Here is a 24,203-nt window from a genome sequence, read left to right on the forward strand (position 1 = left end):
GGTGGCTCAATTCTTACGAGGATGCGAGGAAAATGGATTTGAGCTGCTGGTACGCCGCGAGCCCTTCGGGACCGAGTTCACGACCCAGGCCGCTGGCTTTGACTCCACCGAACGGTGAACCCCAGTCGAGGTTGAAGGTGTTGACACCGAACGAGCCGGTCTCGACACGTCGAGCAATTGCGATACCGCGTTCCTCGTCGGAGGTCCATACAGTCCCACCGAGGCCGTACTCGGAGTTGTTGGCAAGCACGACAGCCTCATCGACGTCGTCGTATGAAATGACTGACAGCACCGGCCCGAATACTTCCTGCCGTGCGATGGTGCTGTCGTTGTCGATATCGGCGAACACCGTGGGCTGCACGAAGAATCCGGTGTCGAGGTCGGCGGGGCGTCCGCCACCCGTGGTGACAGTTCCGCCCTCCGAGCGTCCCTGGTCGATCAAGGACAGCACACGTTCCTGTTGCCTTGCGCTCACCATCGGGCCGACGAACGTCGACGGCTCCATCGGGTCGCCGACCTGCAGACCCTCGGCCATTGCGGTAATGGCGTCGACGTACGTTCGACTATGGCTGCGGGGAACCAAGATTCGAGTCGACATATAGCACGTCTGCCCACTGTTGAGCAGGGACGCAGTTGCCAGACCGGTTACCGTCTCCTCGACATCCGCGTCGTCGAGGACCAGGGCCGCCGACTTGCCACCCAACTCCAAGGTAACGGGGCGAAGCATACCGCCACACACCGTGCCGATGTGTCGACCGGCCGCAGTGGATCCGGTGAAGGCTACCTTGTCGATCCCGGGATGCGCCACGAGATACTGACCGATCTCCGGTCCGCCAGTCACGATGTTGATGACACCCGCGGGAAGTTCTGCCGCAATGGCGGCCTCGGCCAATATATAGGAGTCCAAGGTGGTTTCGGGAGAGGGTTTCAGCACGACGGTGCATCCCGCAGCAAGAGCCGGGGCGATCTTGAACATCGAAAGCACAGCCGGGAAGTTCCAGGGCGCGATGGCAGCAACGACACCGATCGGCTCGCGTCGCACGATTGTCGTACCCGGCATCGGTTGGCTGGCCCGTCGCTCTTCGGTAGGCATCGACTCGGCGAGGCCTGCGTAATAGCGCAAAAGCTGGACGGGTGCGGCCCCCTCGGCGAAACGGGCGAGCTCGATAGGCATGCCGTTCTGGTGAGTGACCGCCGACGCGCGGTCTTCGGATCGTTTCGCGAGTTCGTCGGCGAACCTGCGGATGACACGCGCACGTTCGGCGGGGGAAAGATCGGCCCAGTCATTCCGTCGCAACGCTTTTCGAGCCGCTGATACAGCTGCGTCGACATCCGTCGATACGGAGGCGGGGAACGAGCCTATCTGCTGCTCCGTGAAAGGTGATACGGCTCGGATGATTTCGGAAGTATCCGGCGCTCTCCACAGTCCATCGATGAACAGTGCAGTGCGGTCGGTGAGTGTTGTCATTTCTGGCTCCTCCAGGGATGGCGCTCGACGTTGAACCAGCCAACCTGTGTTGATCATCACTGCTCAGAGGACGAGAAAATTGACATCATGCGCCAATTTATTTACATTTCGACACATGGCAGATCTGATCAGTGCCTCGTCGCTGACGCGACTGCCCGAGTTGATCTCCGAACTCGGCGGAGATCCGTACGAATTCCTCGACCGTGTGGGCATCGATCCGGCCATCATCGGCGCGTACGACCACTTCTTGCCGTTCAGCGCCCTGTCCACGCTGCTCGGACTCTGTGCGGATGAATTGGAGTCGCCCGACTTCGCACTCAGGCTCGCAGGCAGACAGGACCCGGACATTCTCGGTCCGGTTGCCATCGCGGCCCGCAGTGCCGAGACAATCGGAGATGCGTTGCACGACGTCGCCCGATACGCGCACGTGTACAGTCCGGCGTTGGCGGTCGATCTGACAGTCGGCGACACCGAGGTGTCCTACGGACTCGACACCGTGCTGCATCGACTTCCGTATCGGTCCCACGTCGTGGAACTGGCGATGGGCGTAACGCTTCAGACGTTCCGGATGATGGCCGGCCCGGATTTCCATCCGACGCAAATCTCGTTTCAACATCCACGGATCTCCGAAATACGGAGGTACGTCGAGTATTTCGGTTGTTCCGTCGAGTTCAGCTCGGATCGGAATCTGTTGACCTTTCCGCGCGGAGTCATGCATCGCCACCTGCCCCGGGTGGATCCGTTGGCCTACGACTTCGCCGTGCGTTTCATGGCAGGTCGAGATCCGGATGTGGCGTTCCACGACGCGGTGTCGGCTTTGATCGTGCGTTCCCTGCCTGCAGGGGCAGCCACACTGAAGCAAGTCGCGACATTGATGATGCTGCACCCGCGAACATTGCAGAGACGATTGGCGTTGGAAGGCAAGGCGTTCGAATCGCTCGTCGACGATTCACGACGCGAACTCGCTCTCGGTCTTCTCTCGAACAGAGACGTGTCCCTCTCCGAAGTGTCACGCCAACTCGGCTATTCCGAACCGAGCACCCTCACTCGAAGCTGTAGGCGTTGGTTCTCCACAACGCCCCTGGAGAAGCGGAGGGCACTTACCCGCCGCGCTGGTTGACCGCATGAGCTACGACGCCGACGGTTCGAAGGTCGTAGCGGCTCACCACCGGGGGCGTGGGAGATGGGATGAGAACAGATCTGGCATTGCGTCACTGCAACGGTCAGGAAACACGGCCTCTCGCTTTTCCAGAAACGCCGCAACACCTTCACGAACGTCAGCCTGAGCACCGCGAGCATTAATTCCGATGCTCTCGACGCGATGCGCGACCATGGGATGTTCGACTCCCAGCATGCGCCAGATCATCTGACGCGACAGGGCAACCGATACCGGCGCGCTGTCACGGGTCAGGCTATGCGCGAGCGCCGTCGCCTCCCCTAGAAGATCTTCGCGCGAATGCAGTCGGTAGACCAACCCGGCCGAAAATGCCTCCGTAGCAGTGAAGATCCGTCCGGAGTAGATCCAGTCGAGGGCTCGCTGGAGCGGAACCAGTTTCGGCAGCAACCACGACGAACACGACTCGGGCACGAGTCCTCGCCGATTGAAGACGAAACCCATCCTGGCGTCGTCGGCGGCCAAGCGAAAGTCGGCCGCAAGAGTCATGGTGATACCCACGCCGACCGCCGGTCCGTTGATGGCCGCAATGATCGGCTTCAATGAATCGAACATTCGCAGGACGACGCGTCCGCCGCCGTCCCGACGTAGATCGTCACCGTCCGCGTCAGTTCCGTTCGACTCGGCGCTCCATTCGGAGAACGTCTCTGCCCCCGAGGACAGATCTGCCCCCGCGCAAAAGGCGCGGCCCGCTCCTGTCAGGATCACCGCGCGCACAGCGTCGTTCGCGTCGGTGGAGTCGAACGCTTCGATGAGCTCGTTTTCCATCGTCGTGGTGAATGCGTTCAGCTTGTCCGGTCGATCAAGGGTGATCACGGCGATACCGTCTTCGATACTCATCGATATGTGTTCCACAGGTACCTCTTTCTCCGGGTGGCGATTAGCGAACGATAATCGGTATTCTGCCCATATCGGCAGTTCAAGACGGTTCCTTTCCATCAGGTGTGTCCCGCGACTGTTCGGCTCTAAGCTGGGCAAGACGCAGGCACCGAGGAAATGAGAAGGAAACCGAACAATGAGTGGGTCGAAGACAGTCGTTGTCCGGCAACTCATACTCGATTCCGCTGTCCGAAACATGAACGAGCGCGGCTATCACGGGACGTCCATGCGTGATATCTCCGCCGGCGCCGATCTCACTGTCGCGTCCATCTACCACCACTTCAAATCCAAGCAGGAAATCCTTCAGGAAATCATGATTCGGGCGCTCCACGACGCCATCAGCATGACCCGCAGTGCACTGCTGCGCTCCGGCGGCGACCCGAAAGACCAACTGCAAGCAATCGTCCGCGCTTGGGTCATGTTCCATACGACCAGGCGCGAAGACGCCCTCGTAGGAGCGACAGAATTGCGTAGCTTGGACGAATCGGGTCACCGTCTGGTCGTAGCCCTGCGCGACGAGCAGGAAAGCATGTTTCGCGACGTCGTCGAACGCGGCATTGAAGAAGGTGCTTTCCACACTCCATTTCCCCGAGATGCCGTGCGCGCCATTATCAACATGGGGCAGCAAGTCTGTGTGTGGTGGCGCGTCGACGGACCGATGAATGCGGAAGATATCGCGTCTCGGTACTGCGCATTGGCGACCGCGATGATCGAATCAAGCTGAGCTGGGCGACACCTCCGCCAAAGAAGATCTGAAGGCCCGAAGACCTGAAGGGCTCCAGGACAGAAGCCACATAACGCCGTCGATGTGCGAGACCAGCGTGCCTCGACTTTCGTCCGCACCCCGCCGCTCGAATCGGTATCTCCATTCCTGAGACCTGCATCACTGACTAATCATCATCTCAGGCGAACGATCGTTTGGCAACAGATTCCGAATCGCACCATCCCTGCGGAGAAAGTCGCTGCAAAAGCGCACTTTTCCCGACTATTGACATTTAACGATCGTTAGGTCAATGATGACTCGCAGCCGAACGATCGTTTGGCAAATTCGGAACGAAGGAGTGCGGGCCACATGACCACCTCCGCATTGCCACGAGATGACGCTGCACACGTCGCCGGCGGCCTCGACGTGGTCACCTTCGCCACCCGAATTTGCGAGCGCCTCCGGTACGGCAATGGCGGCGAGATATGACTTCTCGTATCGAAGAACCCACTCGCACTTGGATATTGCGTCACCACCTTTCGACCCCATACCCGGCGAGCACGATTCCGTCTGGTGCCGGCGCTCGGGACAAGCTCGTCGACGGCCGCACACCGAACTTGCCGCAACTCACGTCCTGACCGAACTCAACTGAACGACCCCACAGAGAGCGAATCGCGATGACCAACAACACCGAATCTGCGGTGGAGCGCCCGGGCAGATCTCGGCGCGCGTCCTTTGCAGCCGCTATCTCCACTTCCCTGGAGTGGTACGACTTCTTCATCTACGCGACTGCCGCCGCGCTCGTGTTCAACTCGACGTTCTTCGCCACCGACAGCGAGGTGGTCGCTGCAATGAGTTCGTTTGCCACCGTCGCAGTCGGATTCATCGCCCGTCCTATCGGTGGAGTGCTCGCCGGTCATTTCGGTGACCGGTACGGCCGAAAGCCGGTGCTCGTTGCCGCCGTGGTCCTCATGGCTGTGGCAACCTCCTTGGTTGGTTTCGTCCCCAACACCAATGTCGTGTGGCTTGCCCCGGCCATTCTCGTGACGCTGCGAATCTGCCAGGGCTTGGCCGTGGGAGCACAGTGGGGCGGGGCCGTATTGCTGGCCACCGAGAACGCACCGGCGGACCGCCGCGGGCTCTTCGGCAGCTTCGCCCAACTCGGTGTTCCGATCGGTGTGGTGCTGGGCAATATCGTGTTCCTGGTCCTGACAGCAACTCTTGCGGCTGATTCGTTCCTCTCATGGGGATGGAGGATCCCGTTCTGGATCAGCTTGGTCATGCTTCCAGTGGCATTCCTCATCCATCGCTATCTCGAAGAAACCCCCGAGTTCAAGGCACTCGCAGAAAAACTCGCCGAATCGCCGGTCGTTCGGAAGTCCCCCATTCTCGAAGTGCTCAAGAAGAATCCAGGCACAGTCCTCGCAGCAGCAGGCGCCAATGCCATCGGCGTGATCTTCTTCTACACGATGATCACCGGTTCGGTTCAGTTCGCGACCACCTACCTGGAGATACCGCGGTCGACGGTCCTCACCTACATCCTGATCGCATGTGCAATACAGATTCCCCTGGTTCCGCTGGCGGGATATCTGTCCGACCTCTACGGTCGCAAACTAGTCTTCGGCCTCGGCACCGCAGCCATGATGCTCTGGGGTATCCCGATGTGGCTGATGATCGGTGGATCCAGCCCGGACACGATCTGGCCGTTTGCCGTCGCGGTTATCGTCGGCGTAGTAGCAATGTCCCTCCAAACCGGTACGCAGGGAACACTCTTCGCTGAACTGTTCCCACCGGAGATTCGATTCTCCGGCGCTTCACTCGGTTATCAGATCTCCGCAATCATCGGAGGTTTCGCGCCGATGATCATGGTGATGCTGATCAACGGAAATCCGGACAACGCATGGAAGGTCGGTTCCTTCCTCGCCGCTGCCGGTGCTATCGGATTGATCTGCCTCTACGTGATCATTCGCCGATACTCCGGAACCTCGCCGACCGTCGCAAGCACCCGTGTGGAGACCGCGAACGCTCAGTACGCATCATGATCAACCTGGGGTGAGTGGTCTCGATGCCACTCACCCCAGGTTTTCGGGTACGAGAAATGACTGTCGGCGACTGCCGATAAAGTGGCCCCCACAAGTCGACGTGTCCTTCGTCGACCAGGAGCACAGGTTCGAGGAGTGTGTCGGTAGCAGTGGCAGTGGAATCTTCGGTGCTGCTGAAGTGGTACTCCGAGACGGCTCGTGACCTGCCGTGGCGACGCGAGGGCGTCAGTGCCTGGCAGATCCTGATGAGCGAGATCATGCTCCAGCAGACGCCGGTGGTGCGCGTTGCGCCCATCTGGGAAGAGTGGGTGGAGCGCTGGCCGGTACCGTCGGCGATGGCAGCGTCGAGTCAGGCAGAAGTACTTCGCGCGTGGGGCAAACTTGGTTACCCACGACGCGCGCTGCGGCTTCACGAATGCGCGGGCGTCCTGGCTGCCGAGCACGGTGACGTGGTGCCGGAAGACGTCGACACCCTGCTCTCCCTACCGGGAATCGGTTCGTACACCGCCCGCGCCGTGGCGTGCTTCGCCTACGGACAGCGAGTGCCGGTGGTGGACACCAACGTACGACGCGTAGTTGCGCGAGCCGTCCACGGCAATGCGGAACCAGGCAATCCGTCCAACACACGCGACCTCGCCGACGTCGCGGCGCTGCTGCCACGGACACGAGCGCGCGCCGCCACCTACAGCGCCGCTCTCATGGAACTCGGTGCACTGATCTGCACTGCGCGGACGCCGAACTGCGAGAACTGCCCTTTGCCGAACTGCGCGTGGGTCGCTTCGGGCAAACCGGCACACACCGGACCGCCCAAGAAGGTGCAGAAGTTCGCGGGCACCGATCGCCAAGTTCGCGGAAAATTGATGGCCGTTCTGCGCGAGAGCCACCGTCCGGTCGAACGCGCGCAATTCGACATCGTCTGGCCGACCGATCCTGGTCAGCGTGACCGCGCACTACATTCCTTGTTGGTCGACGGACTGGTCGAGCAGACCGATGACGGCCTGTTTGCACTGGCTGGAGAAGGTACGCCCTAGCCCACTCGCATCGGGTCGCATGCTTCTGCTGGTTCGACGGTCTGGGGTGGTGTGACATCAGGATCCGAACGCCGAAACGCAGCGGGAACGACGGGTACCACCGGGTCGCAAGGCGGGAGCGTCAGGATCGGTAGGGCCGCTCCGGACGGTGGCCCGCTCGTCGGGTTCGCCGGCTCGGCGCCGACGTTCGGGCGATCAGTGGACACCGCTCGCGACCCGTCCGGCGACAGAGCGATCAGCAATCCCGTCAGCATGAGCAGGAGCGGCAGCACTATTGCCGCCGCCCACCGGATTCTGTTGACGGGCTGAACAGCCGCGCCGCCAGCGGACCTGACCTCACTCCCCCGACCGGCCGCTACCAGCGCAGCGCCTATCGCCAGTTGGGCGCGCTCGCCGAGATACAGGAAGCCGAGCCCTGCCGATTCGGCGGCTTCGGCGGACAGCTGCCGAGACTCTTCCTTCACCAGCATCGCGACGAGCATCTTGGGCACGGGGTCTCGTTCAGCGACGAGCAGGTCCAATGTCGCAGCAAATGTCGAGCTGTCTGTAAGCAACTCGGCGGTTGCGTAACGGTGCGCCGAGTCCACGACGCCGGCGCTCGGATCGATGGCAGCGATCACAGTCTCACCGCCGTCCGGCCAGAATGCGAGAATCGGCGAAATACCATTCAGGGCGTCGACCGTCCGCAAGTAGGCAATGCGAGCGTCCAGACCGTTGACCAACTCGATGTTCTCGAAAGTGCTGGAGGACAATGAACCCGGGACAAATTCGCGCACGTCCGCGCGCTCGCACATCACTCCGAGGACGGTGGGGCACAGGTTCGAGCGCAGGGCCCGACCGGTGGCGACCTCGGCAGCGGAGGCGAGCGCGCGTGCCGACGCTTGCGCAGAGGGAACAGTCCCGTTCGCGCCCCACGGATGACGGAACTCGTCGATCGAGCCCAGAAGGGGCGTGTCCGCATCTACGAGAGCTGTTGAAATGGAATTGTTTTCGAATACCACGCCCAGGCTTTCACGCACTGGATCCTCCATCGACTGTTTCCAACTGGTTCTGAACTGTTTCAGGTGTTGCTATCACTGTGGAGCTGTATCAGAACGTCAGGCCACCGACCGCCATTGCCCCTGGTTCCAACACCACGTCCACCGGCGCTCGGCCGTCGACCGTGACGCGATACGTCCCCGGCAGGAGTCCGACAAACGAGAAGCGACCCTCGAACGGTTTCACCGTCCGCGCTATCGCGTGCCCGCATTGATCGACGCCGTTGATCACCACCGCCTCCGAGATGCCCGACGTCACCAGACCTGAGATCCGACCATCTGCCGAGACAGCTGTCCCCTGGTCTCTCCGACCACCAACAGAATTCCCTTGTGGATCACACACTCCCGGGGTGGTCGCCACCCGCACGGTGACATCGTCCGACCGCACGCGAGCCGCCCCTCGATCTGCGGTGACCAGTGCAGCAATCGATAGACCGTCGGCGTCTTCCCGCTTTCCCGCAGTCATCGTCGCTGTCCGGGTGAAGTACCGATCCGCTTCCAGATTGCCTATCGGGCAATGTAACCCGAACTCGTCGACACCCGAGCCATCTTTGCAGTAGTCAGGCACGGACGGTAGAACGAAACCTCGAGGCACCGGAAGCTGCACGACCACGTCCGAGAGCGGATGCCCCCGGACGCCGATGTCTACGACATACGTCACCGGATCACCTTCTCGGACAATGCCGTTGGACGGTCCGGAATCGAGCCCTGGACCGTCACCGGGATCGAACGGCGGCGCACCGTCAATCACCGTCAACTCGACTGTGAAGGGAGAAGCGGACTCTCCCTCGGCTGCCAATCGAACATCCGACTGCATCGGTAGCGCACCGAGCGCAGCTGCGCCGACAAGTAACACTCCTGTCACCACGACTACGCCTCGCACTCTTCGGGCGCACGCTCTCGGTCGGAGTCGGACCGTAACCGCCTTCGACCACACCACTGACAGACGAGTTCTCACGACACTCCTTCGATGGCCGACCCCTCGGGGCCCGGTCGGGCACTCTCGACCAGATTTGGCGAATCCCGAGCTACGTTCAATAGAAGTCGCTCGAGGGACTCGAAAGCCAATGGTGACGGCATGATTATGTGGGTGAACTTCTCTCACCCGGGGTGAAGTCGCGGGTGAATTGCCCGGGATGACACGCTCTGGATTCGCACCAGCTACGCTCCTCCATGTAGATAGATGGATCGAGACAATCCGCCCAAATCCGCCAATTAGCGTGGGGCGTGAAAGCAGAAAGGGTCCGCGTTGATGTTCGGGAGGGACGGCCACGACTGGGCAGCTATTCCCGAAAGGCGCACTCTCACCGAGTCGATTCCTCGGCAAGCACTGTTCGCGAAACTGGATCGACGCGCCGCTCTGACCATCGTCCGTGCACCGAACGGCCACGGGAAATCGTCGTTGATCGCATCGTGGCTGCGCGCCCATCTGGCATCCGAACGAATACTCGTCTGGGTCTCGGCCCCACAGCCCTCGTCGACACTCGAAGATTTCTGGGCCGTTGTCCTCGATCGAATCCACGCTGCCGGAATCGCACTGCCCGACGTCGACGATCTCGCCGATCCTTTCACCGCTGCCGCCAAATCCCTGAACGCCCTCAGCCGCCCCGTGCTGCTCGTGCTGATCAGGCCGGATCTGATATCGGAACCAGAGTTGGACGATCAGTTGATCGATCTCCTCACCCTCTGCCACAACCTGGACCTCGTGGTCACGCTCTCTGGATTCGGCATGTTCGCCGAGCCATACCTTCTCGACACGGATCACGAGGTCATCGGCGCCGATGAGCTGTTGTTCACGACATCCGATACCGCCCAATTGCTGGAACAGGCGGGGGTGCGCACGGCTGAGGGTGATGCAGAACAAATCACATCCCTGACGGGTGGGCTGCCCGCATTGGTTCGCACCGCAGTCGCCGCCGTCAGGGACTCACGTAACAGCAACCGTGAGCGAGAGATCAAAACGAACACCGCGCAAGCGATAGACGATTACGTGACTGATTCCGTTCTCGCCACCGCTGAGCGCCTAAAGCAACATGAGTTCCTACTCGCGACCGCCTTTGGTCGATCGATCACCGTCGGCGTCGCCACAATGCTGTTCGAGTCCCAGCGCCCTGACACTGCCGAAACCGTTCATGAGATCCGCTCGCGGCTGGTGACGCTGGAGACAGCCGGCTTGTTGTCGCGCGTCGAGGCCGAAGCCGACGAAACATGGGAATTGCCTCCCGCCATTCGACGATCGATACTCGCGCACCACACTCGCGTGGGAATCGATCCGTCGCAACGTCTTTCATTCCTCGCTCACAATCGACTCGACAACGGTCATCACGCGTCGGCGCTGGACTACGCGGTCGAGGCACAGAACTGGACCCTGGCAGTAGACATCGTCGAACAACATTGGGTGACGATGATCGTGCATAACCTGGACTCGGTTCGCTCCGCCCTCCAACGGATTCCGGCGGAAGCTGCCGACAAGCACTCTGCCGTCGAGGCCGGGCGTGCCTTGTTCACGATGCATCCGAGCAAGCGATCCACGGCAATCGACTTGCTACCCGAATCGCCGGCCGAACTGTGGGAACTCGGCGCCCAACCCAGCGCGAAGGACGCCTTGAGCATCGCCTGCGTTCAATCGATCATGCTCAGGATGGCCGGTGAATACGGGCTCTCGGCAGAGACCACCAGGCGGCTGTCTCACCTCAGCCGCAGTGCGCTGGAAAACAATCCGGAAGCGGTCAGCGCACAACTCCCCCTGATGCGACTTCAATGGGCGATCAATTTTCAATTGAGCGGCAGGTTCACCGAATCCACGATCAAGGCTCGAATGGCATACCACGGCGCCCTGTCTCACGGAGTCGACTTCATCGCTCGCAACTCTGCGGGTAGTGCCGCCCTGAATTGGGCTTTGGCAGGTGAGCCGCGGCAGGCCAGACACTGGTTCGAACTCGAACAGAAGCATCCTGACCCCGGGGGTTGGCTCGAACCTGTAGTCAAGATCGCCGGCTTGACGGCACGGGCTCTCGCCGCTCTCGACACACTCGACTTCGGTGACGCACGTATCGCACTGACCGACCTCGGCGTTCCGTCCGACACCGAGGAGCTATGGGCGTTCGTCGTCTATGCGCACAGCCAATTCGCCCTGACTCAGAGCAATGCATCTTCGGCTCTGTCGTTGCTCCACAACGCAATTGGAGTGCATTCCAAGCAGTACACTGCCACGTCTTTCGCGCTTCCTCTGCTGCAATCCGCAGAAATCGATCTCCTGCTCGCACTCGGCGAGGGAAACAAGGCGACGGCTCTGGCCAAGGAAATTGCCGATCCTGCAGCCAACCCGTGGACGCTCGCATCGGTGGCGCGTTTACGTCAGCGAATCGGCCAGAACGAGGCCGCTGTGGCGCTGTGTCATCAGTTCGACTGGTCTGGCGAATCCTATCCGCGGGCACAGATGGAATCGCTTCTGGTGCAAGCGGTTGCGCACTCCGAGCTGGGTGAGCCACGCCTCGCCTCTCAGGAGTGGTCCAGAGCGTGCAGTATCGCGGACCAAACCGGACTTCTGCGTCCGTTCGCGACCATCGGATCGGCGGACGTCGAGAAACTCGAATCGATGGCAGTAACAAAATCGCGTGCACTCGCCGAGTTCTCGAAAAGGACTCCTGCGGAATCATTTCCGGGATTCGTACGTATCGTGGAGCTGACCGAACGCGAACAGAAGGTCCTCTCACTCCTGGCGCTCGGCATGGGGTCGGCCGCGATGGCCGACAAACTGTACGTGTCCGTCAACACCGTCAAGACTCAACTGCGCACTCTCTACAAGAAGCTCGACGTACACAATCGAAACGAAGCGATCACGAAGGCACGTCAGCTGCGCCTGCTGTAGTCCCGGGTCGGATCTGATTCGGACTACATTCTGTAGGCATGAGCACCGATACCTGTGTCTTCTGCAAGATCGTCGCGCTGACCGAGCCGGCGATTCTCGTCCACGAGAGCGAGACGACTCTTGCATTTCTCGACGCCCGACCGGTGAGTCGCGGACACACCCTGGTGGTCCCCAAGCGTCATGCAGAAAACCTCGATGCTCTCGAAAGCCACGAGGGCGCAGAGATGTTCCGCGTCGGCACGCTCATCGCCGGAGCTCTACGCCGCTGCGACATCGCCGCTGACGGAGTCAACTTTCTCGTCAACGACGGGCGTGCCGCGGGCCAAACCGTGTTCCACTCGCACCTCCACGTCGTCCCCCGCCATCGCGGCGACAAGGCGAAGTTCGCTGCCGGACTCCTGGCCAGGCGAGCCGTCGAACTGGAGCAGGTGGGCGCGTCGATCCGCAGTCAGCTCACCGTCTGAAGGAATTCCGTCACCACTTCGCGATAGCGCTGCGGTTGATCGTCGTGAACCAGGTGGCCTGCATCGGCAATACGTACGTACCGAGTTCCCGGCCTCTCGGCCATCTCTCGCATCTGTCCCTCGGGGGTGATGGTGAACTCTCCCTCGATCAGCAAGGTTGGCACGTCGATCGCCTTCCACTGATCCCAGAAATGCCTCGTGCCCCACTCCTCCGAGATGTCGCGGAAGGTCGACACCTCGCCGTGCAGGTACCACCCGTCGTCGCGGCGGTCGAAAGAGTCGAGAAAGTACTGGCCGGCGACTGGCCCGAAGAATTCCTTCATCGCGTCCTCGGAAGCAAACGGCTGCGGCCACGCCGAGATCATCTGAGCCCAATCCGCGGCGGTGCGTCCGCGAAAATCCGGAGCCATGTCTTCGAGGACCAGTGCACAAACCTTTTCGGGATGCGATGCGGCGAAGCACCACGCGTGCAGAGCCCCCATCGAATGGCCGATCACGATCATCGGCTCCTCGATGGACGCAACGGCAGATGCCAGGTCGTCGACGAATGCCTCGGTGGTCAGCACTGACGGCGCGGGCCGGCCGTGACCGGCGGCGTCGAACGTGTAGACGTGGCCGAACTCGCGGATCCACGGCACCTGGCGTCGCCACGTCCTCGAGCTGCCCATGAGGCCGTGCAACAACAGAATCGGTTGTCCTGTTCCACCTTCGTCATGCAACACGAGTGTCACGGTACGCGGTGAAGGTGCGCGGGTAATGTCGCTTGCATGGCAGTCGTGAAGATCAATGCAATCGAGGTCCCCGAGGGCGCCGGCCCCGAACTGGAGAAGCGCTTCGCAGCACGCGCTCATGCAGTCGAGAACTCCCCGGGCTTTCTCGGATTCCAACTCCTCCGCCCCACCGCAGGTGAGAGCCGTTACTTCGTGGTGACGCAGTGGGAGTCCGAGCAGGCGTTCGCCGATTGGCGTGACGGCCCTGCCCGCGAAGCCCATTCCGGCGAGCGTGCGAAGCCCGTCGCTTCGGGTGCGTCGTTGCTCGAGTTCGAAGTTGTCCTGGACGTCGCCGCAAAGAGCTGATCTAGAACGATTGTGCCCGCCTTGGCGGGCACAATCGACGGTCATCTCGGCTTACGCGTTGACACGGTGCGGGCAGTAGTGCAAAAGTTCGCATGTAAACGCGATGGTCCGACAGGAATCCGGTGAAAGCCCGGAGCGGTCGCGCCACTGTAATTCGAGGTGAAGTGCCTTTTTCGGCACGACTATTTCGACAGCCAGACACTTCGGCCATCGCATGGACCTAGGGGACGCGAAAATCCCAGGAGGCTTCGATGGCTCTCGCCTATTCTCCCGATACGTCGATCGATTCGACTCGTCTTGCTTTCCTCGCCGCTGCAGTAGTTCTGTTCGCGATGCTGGCTCTCTACCTGGTCGGATTCGACCAGGGCGCTATCTCTCGCACCGGCATGTACATGCATGAATTGATGCACGACGGTCGACACTTGATGGGCCTGCCGTGCCACTAGTCGACAATTTCACGAAGCTTCTCATTCGTGGTTTGTTGGCTGGTTTGATCGCAGGCCTCCTTGCCGGCGGAGTTGCCTTCGTGCTGGGTGAACCGCACGTCAATGCCGCCATTGCGATCGAAGAAGCCAACAGCGCCACCGGTGAGGTTGCCGGCGAAGCCGCTGGGCATTCGCACGGTGACGAAGAAGAACCACTGGTGAGCCGCGACGGGCAGCGCGCCGGGCTGTTCCTGGCCACAGCGCTGGCCGGACTGGCACTCGGGGCGATCTTCTCGGTCGTTGCCAATTACGCTCGACGACTCACCGGAATGTCCGGGCCGTTGTTGGCGATCACCATCGCCGTCGGTGGTTGGCTGGCCATCGAGGCCGTGCCCTTCTTCAAGTACCCGGCCAATCCGCCGGCCGTCGGAGATCCCGACACCATCAACCAGCGCACACTTCTGTGGCTGGCCGCCGTGATTCTCGGGCTACTGTCCGTCACCGCGGCAGCAGCGGCGGCAAAGGCAGTTTCCGGGCACGAGTTCCTCAGCGTGCGCATCGCTGCTCCGGTGGCTGCGTTCCTGGTGATCGCCACGATCGGTTACGTCTCGCTTCCCGGCATCAACGAGGTGGGCGAGGACTTCCCGGCAACTCTGCTGTGGGAGTTCCGACTTTCCTCGCTCGCTACGCAGGCGACGCTCTGGCTCGTACTCGGGTTGGCATTCGCCTTCCTCACCGAGCGCGCGACCAAGAACACCGAAGTAGCAAAAAAGTACGCCCTTCGCTGAACCTGCTGTGCGCCTTTATTAACCGCCGGCGGTTAATAAAGGCGCACAGCAGTTCTATTTCAGCTCAGATGATGCACTTCCTGCAGTCCGTACACCGGCGTCGGGATGCCCTCGTAACGCGCCTTCAACTGCAACGCCAAGTACAGCGAGTAGTGGCGCGACTGGTGCAGATTGCCTCCGTGGAACCACAGCGCTTCCTGCTGCGTCGGCTTCCACATGTTGCGCTGCTCGCCTTCCCACGGTCCCGGATCCTTGGTGGTGTTCGACCCCAGGCCCCACACCTTGCCGACCTTGTCGGCGGTGTCCTGACCGATCAGATCCGCCACCCAGCCGTTCATCGAGCCGTAGCCGGTCGCGTAGACCACCACGTCGGCAGGCAATTCCGTACCGTCTTCGAGGATCACGCTGTTCTCGGTCAGCTCACGAATGTTGCCGTGCGCGAGCTTGATGTCTCCATTGGCAACCAGTTCGGCCGCGCCGACGTCGATGTAGTACCCCGAACCGCGGCGTAGGTACTTCATGAACAGACCTGAACCGTCGTCGCCCCAGTCGTGCTCGAAGCCCGCCTTCTCGAGGCGATCGTAGAAGTCCTTATCGCGCTCACGGATTGCGTCGTACACCGGGATCTGGAACTCGTGCATGATCCGGTACGGCAGCGAACCGAACGTGAGGTCCGCCTTGTGTGTCGTCATGCCCGCGGCCAGTGCTCGCTCCGAGTACAGATCGCCCAAGCCCAAATCCATCAGCGAATCCGACTTCACGATGTGCGTCGAGCTGCGCTGCACCATCGTGACGTCGATGCCGTTCTCCCACAGTGCGCCGCAGATGTCGTGCGAGGAGTTATTGGCCCCGATCACGACGACCTTCTTGCCCACGTACTGATCCGGGCCGGGGTGCTTGCTCGAGTGGTGCTGATCGCCGAGGAACTTGTCCTGCCCGGGGAACGTCGGAACGTTGGCCTTGCCGGACATACCCGTCGCCATCACCAACTGCTTGGGACGCAACGTCAGCTTCTCGCCGTTGCGGTTGACCTCGACGGTCCATTCCTGGGTCTTCTCGTCGAACGACGCAGAGGTGCAGGTCGTGGAACTCCAGTACGGAACCTCCATGACCTTGGTGTACATCTCGAGCCAGTCGCCGATCTTGTCCTTGGGCGCGAACACCGGCCAGTTGTCGGGGAACGGCATGTATGGCAGGTGGTCGTACCAAACCGGATCGTGCAGGCACAGGGACTTGTAGCGTCCGCGCCACTGGTCGCCCGGCCGCTCGTGGCTGTCGATCACGATGGCCGGAACTCCGAGTTGGCGCATCCGGGCACCGAGGGCGATGCCTCCCTGGCCGCCGCCGACGATCACGACGTAAGGCTGTGTGGTGTAACCCAGTTCGCGATCCTCGATCTCCTTCTGCTCGGCCCACGTGATGCGGTTCGGGTCCGCTCCGTGCTTCGCTCCACGAGGCCGGCGAGTGCCCTTACCTTCTTCGTGTCCCTTCAATTCCTGCAACGACGTCAGCAGGGTCCAACCTTCATCTCCTTTCAAACGAAGGTGCCCGTGCGCGCGACCGGTTGCAGTCTCGAATTCGATCCAGGCCGACGTGACGCCGTCGGCTTCGTCGGGTATCTCGGTGGTCCGGAATCCCGAAGGATCGGTGTCGTCGAGACGCTCGGAGAGCATGTCGGCAATCTGCTCGCGACCTTCGACGGTCTTGATGTTCCAGGTGAACGACACCAAGTCTCGCCAGAAGCTGTCGAGTGCAAATTTGCCTGCCACACGCTCGATGTCACGAGCCGCGAGGGCCGACTCGAAATCCGCCAGCCAGGCGTCGACGCGTTCCTGAGGTGTCACCGCCGTCAACTTCACCTCGGGGGTGACTGCGGAATCGATGGTTTGCGTCATCACTTCTCCTTGTTTGTGAATGTGACACACAGCACATCCCATAAGTGGCCCCGGTCACAAGCGTTGCAGTCTGTTGCAATCAGCGGGCGCGGTGCCGCCACCCGATACCGGTTACCCGCACCGATGTGCGGGCAACCGACTCACCCCTCAGCAGGCTTGAATTTGCCGAGTCCCAGCGACTGAAATCCCACGACGTAGAACAGCGTCCACAACACGGCCCAGTCCACGAAACCCAGTGCATTGCCGTGCAATCCGTCGACAACTGCCGGCTCGTGAAGAATGTGCTCTGCCGCAAAGCGGTAATAGAACAAGAATGTGACCACCGCGAGCGCAAACGTGAACAGCGCGCGGATCGCCAGATTGACCCCGTCCGAAAAGCCCGTGGGCTTGTTACCGAAGGCGTTGGCCCAGAAGATCATCCAGAAGGCCCAGCACACACCGAGCTGCGCCGGGAACTGATGGACCACACCACCCAACTCGGCAACGGCATCGCTTCCCACAAGTGCCTTCACCACTGGAAGCGCCACGAAGTACAAGCCGGTACCGACGGCGAAGTTACCGATCGTCGCTGCGAGCGCCGTCTTACCCCCGCCGCCGAACAGTCGCCACGGCCAGTTGTCGAGCGTCTGGCCAGTCAGGATCACGACCACCACGACGCAGTAGAACCACCCGAGTACGGTGTCGACGGTCATCAACGGATCCGTGGCGGACAGCGACACGGACGGCAGACCGAACACGAAGTACAGCGCCAGCGTCGGGACGGCGACAAACGCGATCTCACACAAACCCACCAACGGCTGCTTCATCCCTAGGGAAGTCCACGGCCAATGCTGCCAGTTCAGGACCACCATCACCCAGGTCCCGAAGCCGAAGAGCACGAACAGCGCACCCGCGAAATATCCGAGGCCGCCCTCACGATCGGCCGCGAAATCCGTGTACAAACTCCCCAAGCCGTTTGCCAGGAGCCACGTCACCACGACGGCGAAGACCGCGGTCGCGACCATGATCGCCAAGCCTTTCGCCGGCTGTGGGAGTCGATCGAAGCCGGCGAACTCGCAATTGAAGCCGATGAACACAACAAAAAGGATTGCCCAGAAAAGCGCCGCGTTGAACGGCAGAGGATAGAAACTCCAGGGACTGGTGGTCGGATCGGCCAGAAGGTACCAACTCGCCACGGCCAGCACGAGAACGATCACGAGGTTCGCGATCCCGAACCCGATCCAGCGGCGTGACGGTTGTCGGCTCGGCGTGGCCGGTTCCGTGGGTGTGTCGACTGTAGCGGTCATGTGCCCTCTCCCAGATTGTCTCGCAAGATGATTCGCGAAGTGGTGGCGCAACTATGGAACCGTCGCGCGGGGTACCGGGAGGGTTGCCGAGGGTTGCAACTGCTGTCCGATTTTCCGGAATTGCAACACGGTGCAACCCTTCCGCATTGTGGTCGCCGTCACATACAAATCACTCACCGGTTCACAACCGACTGGTTCACTGCTTACGAGGAGATCTGCATGAGCATCACGGGCAAGGTAGTACTGGTCACCGGCGCCGGCCAAGGAATCGGACGCGGAATCGCTCTCCGCCTCGCCCACGACGGCGCCGACATCGCGTTGGTCGACCTCGACCAGACCAAGCTGGATGCGGTTGCCGACGAGATCAGACAGATCGGTCGTCGTGCGACGACGTTTATCGCCGATGTCAGCGATCGCGCGCAGGTTCACGCCGCAGTCGAACACGCGCACAGTGAGTTGAGCGGATTCGACGTCATCGTCAACAACGCGGGAATCGCTCTCGTCGGCCCGATCTCCGATGCGACGCCGGACGAGGTCTCCAAGATCTGGAGCGTCAACGTCGACGGTGTCCTGTGGGGAATTCAAGCCGCAGCGGCAAAGTTCCAGGCGCTCGGTCAGCGCGGAAAGATCATCAACGCGTCGTCCATCGCCGGTCATGACGGGTTCGCCATGTTAGGTGTTTACAGCGCAACAAAATTCGCGGTCAGGGCCCTCACTCAGGCTGCGGCCAAGGAATACGCGTCCGACGGAATCACCGTCAACGCGTACTGCCCCGGCGTCGTGGGCACCGACATGTGGGTGACGATCGACAAGAGGTTCGCCGAGTTGACCGGTGCGCCAGAGGGCGCCACCTACGAGAAGTTCGTCGGCGGAATTGCGCTGGGTCGAGCTGAAACCCCCGACGACGTAGCCGGTTTCGTCTCTTACCTCGCTGGGCCCGATTCCGACTACATGACCGGGCAGGCCGGTCTCATCGACGGCGGTCTCGTCTACCGCTGACCGAGGTGTCTTCACTGAAAGCGGCGTCTTCGCCGAAAGCGGTGTCTTCACTGAAAAAGCGGTTGCCAGAGCCTGCGATGCCGCCCGGCGAGGATCCTCGCGACTACGCGAGGACCCTCGCCGCGGTGTACGACGCGACGATGGCCGGAGACCGCGCACCGGCCCGCCCGAGGGACGTGGTTCGCCAATCGTGGCAGCGCCTGCGCGAACTCGGTATCGATCCCGAGCACAGCCGGGTCGAACCGTCGATGGACGTCGCCGAACTCGATCTCCGTCGTCGTGAGTCCGGACTGTACGACGTGCTCGACGACGTGACACGCGGACTCGAATCGGTCACCGCGAGCGGTGAGAACATCATGGTCGTCGCAGATCTTCGCGGAACTGTACTGTGGCGCAGCGGTTCCCATCGCGTACTGGACCAAGCTGCGCGTCTGGGATTTGTCGAAGGGGCGAACTGGGCGGAGGACAGCGTCGGCACCAATGCCATCGGAACGGCATTGGTGTCACGACAGGCGGTTCAGATCTTCTCGGCGGAACACTATGCGCGCAGCCATCATCCGTGGACGTGTGCGGGGGCGCCCATCCGCGATCCGCGGGACGACCGTGTCATCGGCGTCGTCGACATCAGTGGTCCTGCCAAGACCGTCCATCCCACGACGCTCGCTCTGGTCGACGCCGTCGCACGCCTCGCTCAATCACACCTGCGCGACAAGCATCGGGACAACCTCGATCAACTACGTTCTGTTGCAGGGCCGATGCTTGCACGAAGCGGATCACCCGCATTGGTGATCGACACCCACGGATGGGTCGCAGCGGTCGACGCGTTACCTCATCGCTCGCGCGTGCTGCTCCCCGCAGCTTTGGCTCCCGGCAGGGCATGGTTCCCGGCACTGGGCCTGTGCGAACTGGATCCGCTTCCCGGCGGGTGGCTGGTTAGACCGATCACCACCGGCGAGAGAATCAGCGCGCCCACGGTACATATCGATCTGCGCGATTCCGAGAACATGTCGGTGACCGTCACGTCGGGTTTCGGCGAATGGGCATACGCCCCCACCCAACGACACGCGGAGATTCTGTTCCTCCTCGGATCCGAGAGACGGGGACTGACTGCATCTCGGTTGGCGCAAGATCTGTTCGGCGACCCGGCCCGCACGGTGACCGCGCGGGCCGAGATGTCGCGTCTGCGAAAGAACCTCGCCGGAGTTGTTGCAGCGCAGCCGTACCGGTTCGTCGATGCAGCGCACGTGACGTTGTCCTGCCCCGTGAACGGCGCACATCTGTTGCCGTTTTCGAACGCCCCGGCGGTGCGTGCCGCTCGCCTTTCTCAGGCCGGTTCGGAGGCCTGAGTAAGCAACTGCAGAAACACCTCTTCGGGCTGAGCGCCCGACACGGCAACCGCACGGTTGGCGACAAAGAACGGAACGCCGCTGACCTGCAGTTGGCGGGCCATGGACAGATCTTCGCGGACAGCCTCCGCTGCGGCATCGGAATCGAGTTGCTCGCGCACGACATCGGCGTCGAGGCCGACGCTCACGGCCAACTCGACCAGCACCTCACGGTCGTCGATCACCTTGCCGTCGCTGAAGTGCGCTTTGAACAGCGCTTCGAGGAGTTCGTTCTGCCGCTCACCCGCGAGATGCAGCAACCTGTGCGCATCAAACGTATTGGCGGCGATCACGGTTTCGAAGTCCAAGGTCAACCCGACCTCGGCGGCCGTCGCGCTGACGTGGGCGAACATCTGACGTACCTGATCAGGCGCCATCCCCTTCATTTCGACCAAGGCGTCGAGTTCGGTTCGGCCCTCTCCCACCGGCGTCTCCGGCGCGAGCTGGTACGAGCGCCAGATGACGTTGACGCGGTCCTTGTTCTCGAAACGATCCAGCGCCGAGAGGAACCTGGTCTTTCCGATGTAGCACCACGGACAAGCGACGTCCGACCACACTTCGATGGTCACGTCTTGGTCAATCACGATTTGATCAGTCACCGAAGGTGCAACAACGAACAGGGTAGGGATTAGTCCCGAGTCACGTCACAAGGCCACACCGGAACGCGATCAACGATGCACTCACGCGGTTGGGCACACCCAGCTTGGCGAACAGCGAAGAGATATGCGTCTTGACGGTGGTCTCACCGAGGTACAACCGCTCCGCGATGACGCTGTTGGCCGCGCCTGTCGCCAGGATTGTCAGCACTTCGCGCTCGCGCTCGGTGAGCGAAGCGAGCGGAGTCTGATCGGGCGCTTGCCGCCGCGGCGACGAGGCCACGATGGCGCGCAGAGAATCGCAACTGAACAACGAGTGGTCCGACGCCACTACCCGCACTGCCTGCTGGAACGCCTGCGGAGCTGCGTCCTTGCTCAGGAAACTGTGCGCGCCCGCCTCGACTGCCTGCACAACCATGTCGTCGACGTCGAAGGCGGTCATGGCAATGACCTTCGGCGGATTACTCATGGTCATCAATTCACGCGTGGCCTCCAAGCCACCGACCCGTGCCATCTTCAGATCCATCAGCACCACGTGGGGACGAAAACGAGTGACCTTGGCTGCGACCTGATCGCCGTCCTCGGCCTCGGCAACCACCACGATGTCCGGCGCTGCTTCCAGGATGTCCTTCATCCCGCGCCGAACCCACGCGTCGTTGTCGACGATCAAAACTGTGATGCGCGAGTCAGCGTCCATAGTGCGCTCAGATTACCCAGAGCCCCCGACAGTTAGAGGGTGGGAGGGCTACGACGACCAGGGCACCCAGCAACTGACGAGGAAATCGTCCCCCAACGCGCCTGCCTCCACCTTGCCGCCGATCTCTCGCGCCTGTTCGGCCAACCCGCGTAGGCCGGATCGTGAACCGATCGACGTCATGGGTGCAAGCTCGCTCAGCTTGTTGCGTGCGAGGATGCGGATTCCGTCGTGCGGCGACCCGGTCACGGAAATGACGAGCATCTGGTCGCTCGCGTACTTCTGGACGTTGGTCAACGATTCCTGAACGACGCGATAACAGACATGCCCCGCCAACATTCCGACATCACCCGGGAGCAACTCGGATTCGAGACGGCAGTGGATGCCTGCCGCGCGTGCACTGTTGACCAGGTCACCGATCGCGTCGATCCCCTGGTGCCCACCGTGTTCGCGGCGATCACCGCTTCCCCTGAGCACTCCGACGATTCCCTTCAATTCGTCCAAAGCTTCGTGTGCGGTGGTTCTGATCATCGCTGCGGTGTTGACGACCTTCTCGGGATTGTCTGCCGCGCTGACCTGCAACCCGCCGGCGAACAACGAGATCCGGCTCAAACTGGCCGCGATCGTGTCGTGCATGTCGCGAGCGATCCGCGTTCGTTCCTCGGTGCGAATCATCTCGTCACGCATCACATCGGTTTTCTCGGTGGCCAGATCCCGTACGTGCTCTGCCTCGACGAGTTCGGTTCTGGTCCGAATCAGGAGCGAGAGCGCCACGACAATGCCGACCATGACGGCAGCGACGAGCCACGGGATCCAGATGGCGACGTCGTATTGAACAACCACCGAACCGTCTTTGGGTTTCGCGGTGCCCATCGTGAGAACGGAGTACTCACGATTTCGAAAAGCATCGTAGGTCAACGAAATTCCGCACACGACGAAGACAGCTGCCGCGGCTGCTGCAAGCCGAGGCCCACGCGCGATCCGAGCAACGGCGAACAACGCGATGAGCGCCGCCGTCGCATCGGTGGGGAAGAACAGCGGGCCGACCAGCGTGATCGCCAGAACCACCCAGGGATGTTGATGGCGCCAGACAAGCGATATCCCACCGGCCACGCCCAGGACGAACCCGATCCCGACCAATGCCGGTGGCATATTTCCCGACGCGCCTGCGATGCCCACCGTCATGAAGGAACAGAAAAGGCTGAACGCGACGGCGGCGGTAGTCCATACGCGTCGTCGCACAACGGTTCCTTTGGTGGTGATCACCGAGCAAGCGTATCCACCGCCACCGACGCCTCGAATCAGCCGAACGGGTGGACGAACCGTCAAGCTCCGACCGAAAGGATGAGGCTCCCCGATCTTTCGACCGAAGCGGTGAGCGGTCCCCACATCGTTGACTTGTGCCATACCAACTCTCGAAAGGCGCACATCATGCGATCACTCCGTACTCCCCTCGCCCTCCTCGCCGTCGGCGCAGCCCTGTTCGCAACCATCGCCTCGGGCGAGACCGACGAAGCGAAGAAGGTCGACGACAACGGTTCTTCCGCCGCACCCGCGGCTGCCTTCGGCATCGGTGACGTCGTCGAACTGGGCAACTGGCGCGTCCAGGTACACGGCGTTGTCGATCCCTATGTCTCGACCAATCAGTTCATCACCGCGGATCCCGGAAACCGCTACGTCGTGGTCGACACCGAGGTCACCAACAACAGCGACAAGCCGTCGACCGTGTCATCGATGATGTGCTTCGAACTGCAGGACTCGACCAACAAGTCGTACAACATCACGTTCACCGACAGCAGCACGTCGAGTGTCGACGGAGAGCTTGCGCCGGGTGCAGCCAAGCGAGGCGAATTGGCGTACGAGGTCCCCGAAGCCGCCACCGGTCTTCGCCTTCAGTTCAAGTGCGACCTGTTCTCGTCCGGCTCGGCAACCATCAACCTGTCGTGAACCGCCCGGGCGATCTGCTGCTGAGTCCGTGGGCGCTGGTCTCGGTGGCCGTCATCTTGGTCAACGACCACGTACTCAAAGGGGCATTCGGGAACACGATGACGGGCAAGCTGTCCGACGTCGCCGGCGTGTTCCTGTTTCCCTTGCTCCTGCTCTCGGTTCTCGAGGTGCTCAGACGAAAGCTGGCGGGGCGAGCAGCGATCGCCTGGTCCATCGCGGTCACGGGCATCGGCTTCGCCGCGGTGAAGACGGTCTCGCCGATCGGCGACGCGTACGAGTGGGTGATCGGGTTTTTCCGCTGGACCGCAGGAGGATTCCGCGGCGAGCTCTTGCCGATCGTGGTCTTTCGTGATCCCTCGGATCTGTGGGTGCTCCCGATATTGTTCGCAAGCTACCTGGTCGTCACACACAACCGCACTCGGGCGCCGCAGGGGGCGCCCGAG

The 24,203-nt window shown here is 61.7% G+C and carries 23 protein-coding genes and 1 riboswitch; of the genes, 13 read left to right on the plus strand and 10 right to left on the minus strand.

Features of this window, described 5'->3' with window-relative positions:
• Positions 1-13 precede the first annotated feature (13 nt).
• Positions 14-1,468, minus strand: coding sequence for an aldehyde dehydrogenase (locus tag ABX74_RS03165; RefSeq protein WP_047888214.1), 1,455 nt, complete (start codon positions 1,466-1,468; stop codon positions 14-16).
• A 115-nt stretch (positions 1,469-1,583) separates the two neighbouring features.
• Between ABX74_RS03165 and ABX74_RS03170 the strand changes: the two genes are divergently transcribed.
• Entirely contained in the window at positions 1,584-2,588 is a 1,005-nt protein-coding gene (locus tag ABX74_RS03170; RefSeq protein ID WP_019749700.1) for an AraC family transcriptional regulator, read from the plus strand.
• Between the two features lie 42 nt (positions 2,589-2,630).
• On the opposite strand, the gene ABX74_RS03175 is transcribed toward ABX74_RS03170, so the two are convergent.
• Entirely contained in the window at positions 2,631-3,497 is an 867-nt protein-coding gene (locus ABX74_RS03175; RefSeq protein ID WP_047888215.1) for a crotonase/enoyl-CoA hydratase family protein, read from the minus strand.
• Between the two features lie 160 nt (positions 3,498-3,657).
• Here ABX74_RS03175 and ABX74_RS03180 point away from each other — a divergent pair, with 160 nt between their 5' ends.
• From ABX74_RS03180 to ABX74_RS03190, 3 genes are all read left to right on the plus strand, one after another.
• Entirely contained in the window at positions 3,658-4,245 is a 588-nt protein-coding gene (locus ABX74_RS03180) for a TetR/AcrR family transcriptional regulator (protein WP_019749702.1), read from the plus strand.
• 656 nt (positions 4,246-4,901) lie between these two features.
• Positions 4,902-6,266, plus strand: a complete 1,365-nt coding sequence (locus ABX74_RS03185) for an MFS transporter (RefSeq protein ID WP_042451923.1) — start codon at positions 4,902-4,904, stop codon at positions 6,264-6,266.
• Positions 6,267-6,415: 149 nt separating this feature from the next.
• The gene (locus ABX74_RS03190; RefSeq protein ID WP_047888216.1) at positions 6,416-7,297 is read left to right on the plus strand and encodes an A/G-specific adenine glycosylase; all 882 of its coding nucleotides are present in this window, start codon (positions 6,416-6,418) and stop codon (positions 7,295-7,297) included.
• Here the strand turns inward: ABX74_RS03190 and ABX74_RS03195 are convergent.
• Entirely contained in the window at positions 7,294-8,316 is a 1,023-nt protein-coding gene (locus ABX74_RS03195) for a hypothetical protein (RefSeq protein ID WP_223257811.1), read from the minus strand. The two genes, ABX74_RS03190 and ABX74_RS03195, sit on opposite strands and share 4 nt — an antisense overlap.
• Positions 8,317-8,386: 70 nt before the next feature.
• The gene (locus ABX74_RS03200; RefSeq protein ID WP_223257812.1) at positions 8,387-9,199 is read right to left on the minus strand and encodes a hypothetical protein; all 813 of its coding nucleotides are present in this window, start codon (positions 9,197-9,199) and stop codon (positions 8,387-8,389) included.
• A gap of 387 nt (positions 9,200-9,586) precedes the next feature.
• Between ABX74_RS03200 and ABX74_RS03205 the strand changes: the two genes are divergently transcribed.
• Both ABX74_RS03205 and ABX74_RS03210 read left to right on the plus strand, forming a co-directional pair.
• Entirely contained in the window at positions 9,587-12,205 is a 2,619-nt protein-coding gene (locus tag ABX74_RS03205) for a helix-turn-helix transcriptional regulator (protein ID WP_047888219.1), read from the plus strand.
• 38 nt (positions 12,206-12,243) lie between these two features.
• Positions 12,244-12,669 (plus strand): HIT family protein, encoded by a 426-nt coding sequence (locus ABX74_RS03210; protein WP_019746817.1) that lies wholly within the window; start codon positions 12,244-12,246, stop codon positions 12,667-12,669.
• Here the strand turns inward: ABX74_RS03210 and ABX74_RS03215 are convergent.
• Positions 12,654-13,391, minus strand: coding sequence for an alpha/beta fold hydrolase (locus tag ABX74_RS03215; protein ID WP_047888226.1), 738 nt, complete (start codon positions 13,389-13,391; stop codon positions 12,654-12,656). The two genes, ABX74_RS03210 and ABX74_RS03215, sit on opposite strands and share 16 nt — an antisense overlap.
• Positions 13,392-13,436: 45 nt before the next feature.
• Between ABX74_RS03215 and mhuD the strand changes: the two genes are divergently transcribed.
• From mhuD to ABX74_RS03230, 3 genes are all read left to right on the plus strand, one after another.
• Complete coding sequence (gene mhuD / locus ABX74_RS03220) at positions 13,437-13,745, plus strand: mycobilin-forming heme oxygenase MhuD (protein ID WP_007726927.1); 309 nt, start codon at positions 13,437-13,439, stop codon at positions 13,743-13,745.
• An 87-nt stretch (positions 13,746-13,832) separates the two neighbouring features.
• A riboswitch (cobalamin riboswitch) is annotated at positions 13,833-13,972 on the plus strand.
• A gap of 24 nt (positions 13,973-13,996) precedes the next feature.
• Complete coding sequence (locus ABX74_RS03225) at positions 13,997-14,191, plus strand: CbtB domain-containing protein (protein WP_003945915.1); 195 nt, start codon at positions 13,997-13,999, stop codon at positions 14,189-14,191.
• The gene (locus tag ABX74_RS03230; RefSeq protein ID WP_047888220.1) at positions 14,182-14,958 is read left to right on the plus strand and encodes a CbtA family protein; all 777 of its coding nucleotides are present in this window, start codon (positions 14,182-14,184) and stop codon (positions 14,956-14,958) included. Before ABX74_RS03225 ends, ABX74_RS03230 begins: the two co-directional genes overlap by 10 nt.
• A 59-nt stretch (positions 14,959-15,017) precedes the next feature.
• Here the strand turns inward: ABX74_RS03230 and ABX74_RS03235 are convergent, their stop codons facing one another.
• Both ABX74_RS03235 and ABX74_RS03240 read right to left on the minus strand, forming a co-directional pair.
• Entirely contained in the window at positions 15,018-16,853 is a 1,836-nt protein-coding gene (locus ABX74_RS03235) for a flavin-containing monooxygenase (RefSeq protein WP_041814630.1), read from the minus strand.
• 140 nt (positions 16,854-16,993) lie between these two features.
• Positions 16,994-18,139: a hypothetical protein gene (locus ABX74_RS03240; RefSeq protein ID WP_047888221.1), complete on the minus strand. Its 1,146-nt coding sequence runs from the start codon at positions 18,137-18,139 to the stop codon at positions 16,994-16,996.
• Between the two features lie 219 nt (positions 18,140-18,358).
• Here ABX74_RS03240 and ABX74_RS03245 point away from each other — a divergent pair, with 219 nt between their 5' ends.
• Both ABX74_RS03245 and ABX74_RS03250 read left to right on the plus strand, forming a co-directional pair.
• Positions 18,359-19,138, plus strand: a complete 780-nt coding sequence (locus ABX74_RS03245) for an acetoin reductase (protein ID WP_047888227.1) — start codon at positions 18,359-18,361, stop codon at positions 19,136-19,138.
• 77 nt (positions 19,139-19,215) lie between these two features.
• Positions 19,216-20,484: a GAF domain-containing protein gene (locus tag ABX74_RS03250; RefSeq protein ID WP_047888222.1), complete on the plus strand. Its 1,269-nt coding sequence runs from the start codon at positions 19,216-19,218 to the stop codon at positions 20,482-20,484.
• On the opposite strand, the gene ABX74_RS03255 is transcribed toward ABX74_RS03250, so the two are convergent.
• From ABX74_RS03255 to ABX74_RS03265, 3 genes are read right to left on the minus strand one after another with little or no spacing between them, the layout of a single operon-like run.
• Positions 20,463-21,107 carry a DsbA family protein gene (locus ABX74_RS03255; protein WP_223257813.1) on the minus strand — a complete coding sequence of 215 codons (645 nt, stop codon included), beginning with the start codon at positions 21,105-21,107 and terminating at the stop codon, positions 20,463-20,465. The two genes, ABX74_RS03250 and ABX74_RS03255, sit on opposite strands and share 22 nt — an antisense overlap.
• Before the next feature lie 55 nt (positions 21,108-21,162).
• The gene (locus ABX74_RS03260) at positions 21,163-21,816 is read right to left on the minus strand and encodes a response regulator (protein WP_019746809.1); all 654 of its coding nucleotides are present in this window, start codon (positions 21,814-21,816) and stop codon (positions 21,163-21,165) included.
• 48 nt (positions 21,817-21,864) lie between these two features.
• Positions 21,865-23,220 (minus strand): sensor histidine kinase, encoded by a 1,356-nt coding sequence (locus ABX74_RS03265; RefSeq protein ID WP_030534796.1) that lies wholly within the window; start codon positions 23,218-23,220, stop codon positions 21,865-21,867.
• Between the two features lie 24 nt (positions 23,221-23,244).
• Here ABX74_RS03265 and ABX74_RS03270 point away from each other — a divergent pair, with 24 nt between their 5' ends.
• Positions 23,245-23,760 (plus strand): DUF4352 domain-containing protein, encoded by a 516-nt coding sequence (locus ABX74_RS03270; RefSeq protein ID WP_047888224.1) that lies wholly within the window; start codon positions 23,245-23,247, stop codon positions 23,758-23,760.
• A partial coding sequence (locus ABX74_RS03275) for a hypothetical protein (protein WP_047888225.1) occupies positions 23,757-24,203 on the plus strand: 447 nt, incomplete at its 3' end. The genes ABX74_RS03270 and ABX74_RS03275, both read left to right, overlap by 4 nt.

The organism is Rhodococcus sp. ARP2, assembly GCF_001029585.1.
GTDB lineage: Bacteria > Actinomycetota > Actinomycetes > Mycobacteriales > Mycobacteriaceae > Rhodococcus_F > Rhodococcus_F erythropolis.

Coding starts and splice junctions, on each gene's coding strand:
- ABX74_RS03165 (WP_047888214.1), bottom strand. CDS start 1,468: ATGACAACACTCACCGACCGCACTGCACTGTTCATCGATGGACTGTGG.
- ABX74_RS03170 (WP_019749700.1), top strand. CDS start 1,584: ATGGCAGATCTGATCAGTGCCTCGTCGCTGACGCGACTGCCCGAGTTG.
- ABX74_RS03180 (WP_019749702.1), top strand. CDS start 3,658: ATGAGTGGGTCGAAGACAGTCGTTGTCCGGCAACTCATACTCGATTCC.
- ABX74_RS03185 (WP_042451923.1), top strand. CDS start 4,902: ATGACCAACAACACCGAATCTGCGGTGGAGCGCCCGGGCAGATCTCGG.
- ABX74_RS03205 (WP_047888219.1), top strand. CDS start 9,587: ATGTTCGGGAGGGACGGCCACGACTGGGCAGCTATTCCCGAAAGGCGC.
- ABX74_RS03210 (WP_019746817.1), top strand. CDS start 12,244: ATGAGCACCGATACCTGTGTCTTCTGCAAGATCGTCGCGCTGACCGAG.
- mhuD (WP_007726927.1), top strand. CDS start 13,437: ATGGCAGTCGTGAAGATCAATGCAATCGAGGTCCCCGAGGGCGCCGGC.
- ABX74_RS03225 (WP_003945915.1), top strand. CDS start 13,997: ATGGCTCTCGCCTATTCTCCCGATACGTCGATCGATTCGACTCGTCTT.
- ABX74_RS03235 (WP_041814630.1), bottom strand. CDS start 16,853: ATGACGCAAACCATCGATTCCGCAGTCACCCCCGAGGTGAAGTTGACG.
- ABX74_RS03240 (WP_047888221.1), bottom strand. CDS start 18,139: ATGACCGCTACAGTCGACACACCCACGGAACCGGCCACGCCGAGCCGA.
- ABX74_RS03245 (WP_047888227.1), top strand. CDS start 18,359: ATGAGCATCACGGGCAAGGTAGTACTGGTCACCGGCGCCGGCCAAGGA.
- ABX74_RS03250 (WP_047888222.1), top strand. CDS start 19,216: ATGCCGCCCGGCGAGGATCCTCGCGACTACGCGAGGACCCTCGCCGCG.
- ABX74_RS03260 (WP_019746809.1), bottom strand. CDS start 21,816: ATGGACGCTGACTCGCGCATCACAGTTTTGATCGTCGACAACGACGCG.
- ABX74_RS03265 (WP_030534796.1), bottom strand. CDS start 23,220: ATGGCACAAGTCAACGATGTGGGGACCGCTCACCGCTTCGGTCGAAAG.
- ABX74_RS03270 (WP_047888224.1), top strand. CDS start 23,245: ATGCGATCACTCCGTACTCCCCTCGCCCTCCTCGCCGTCGGCGCAGCC.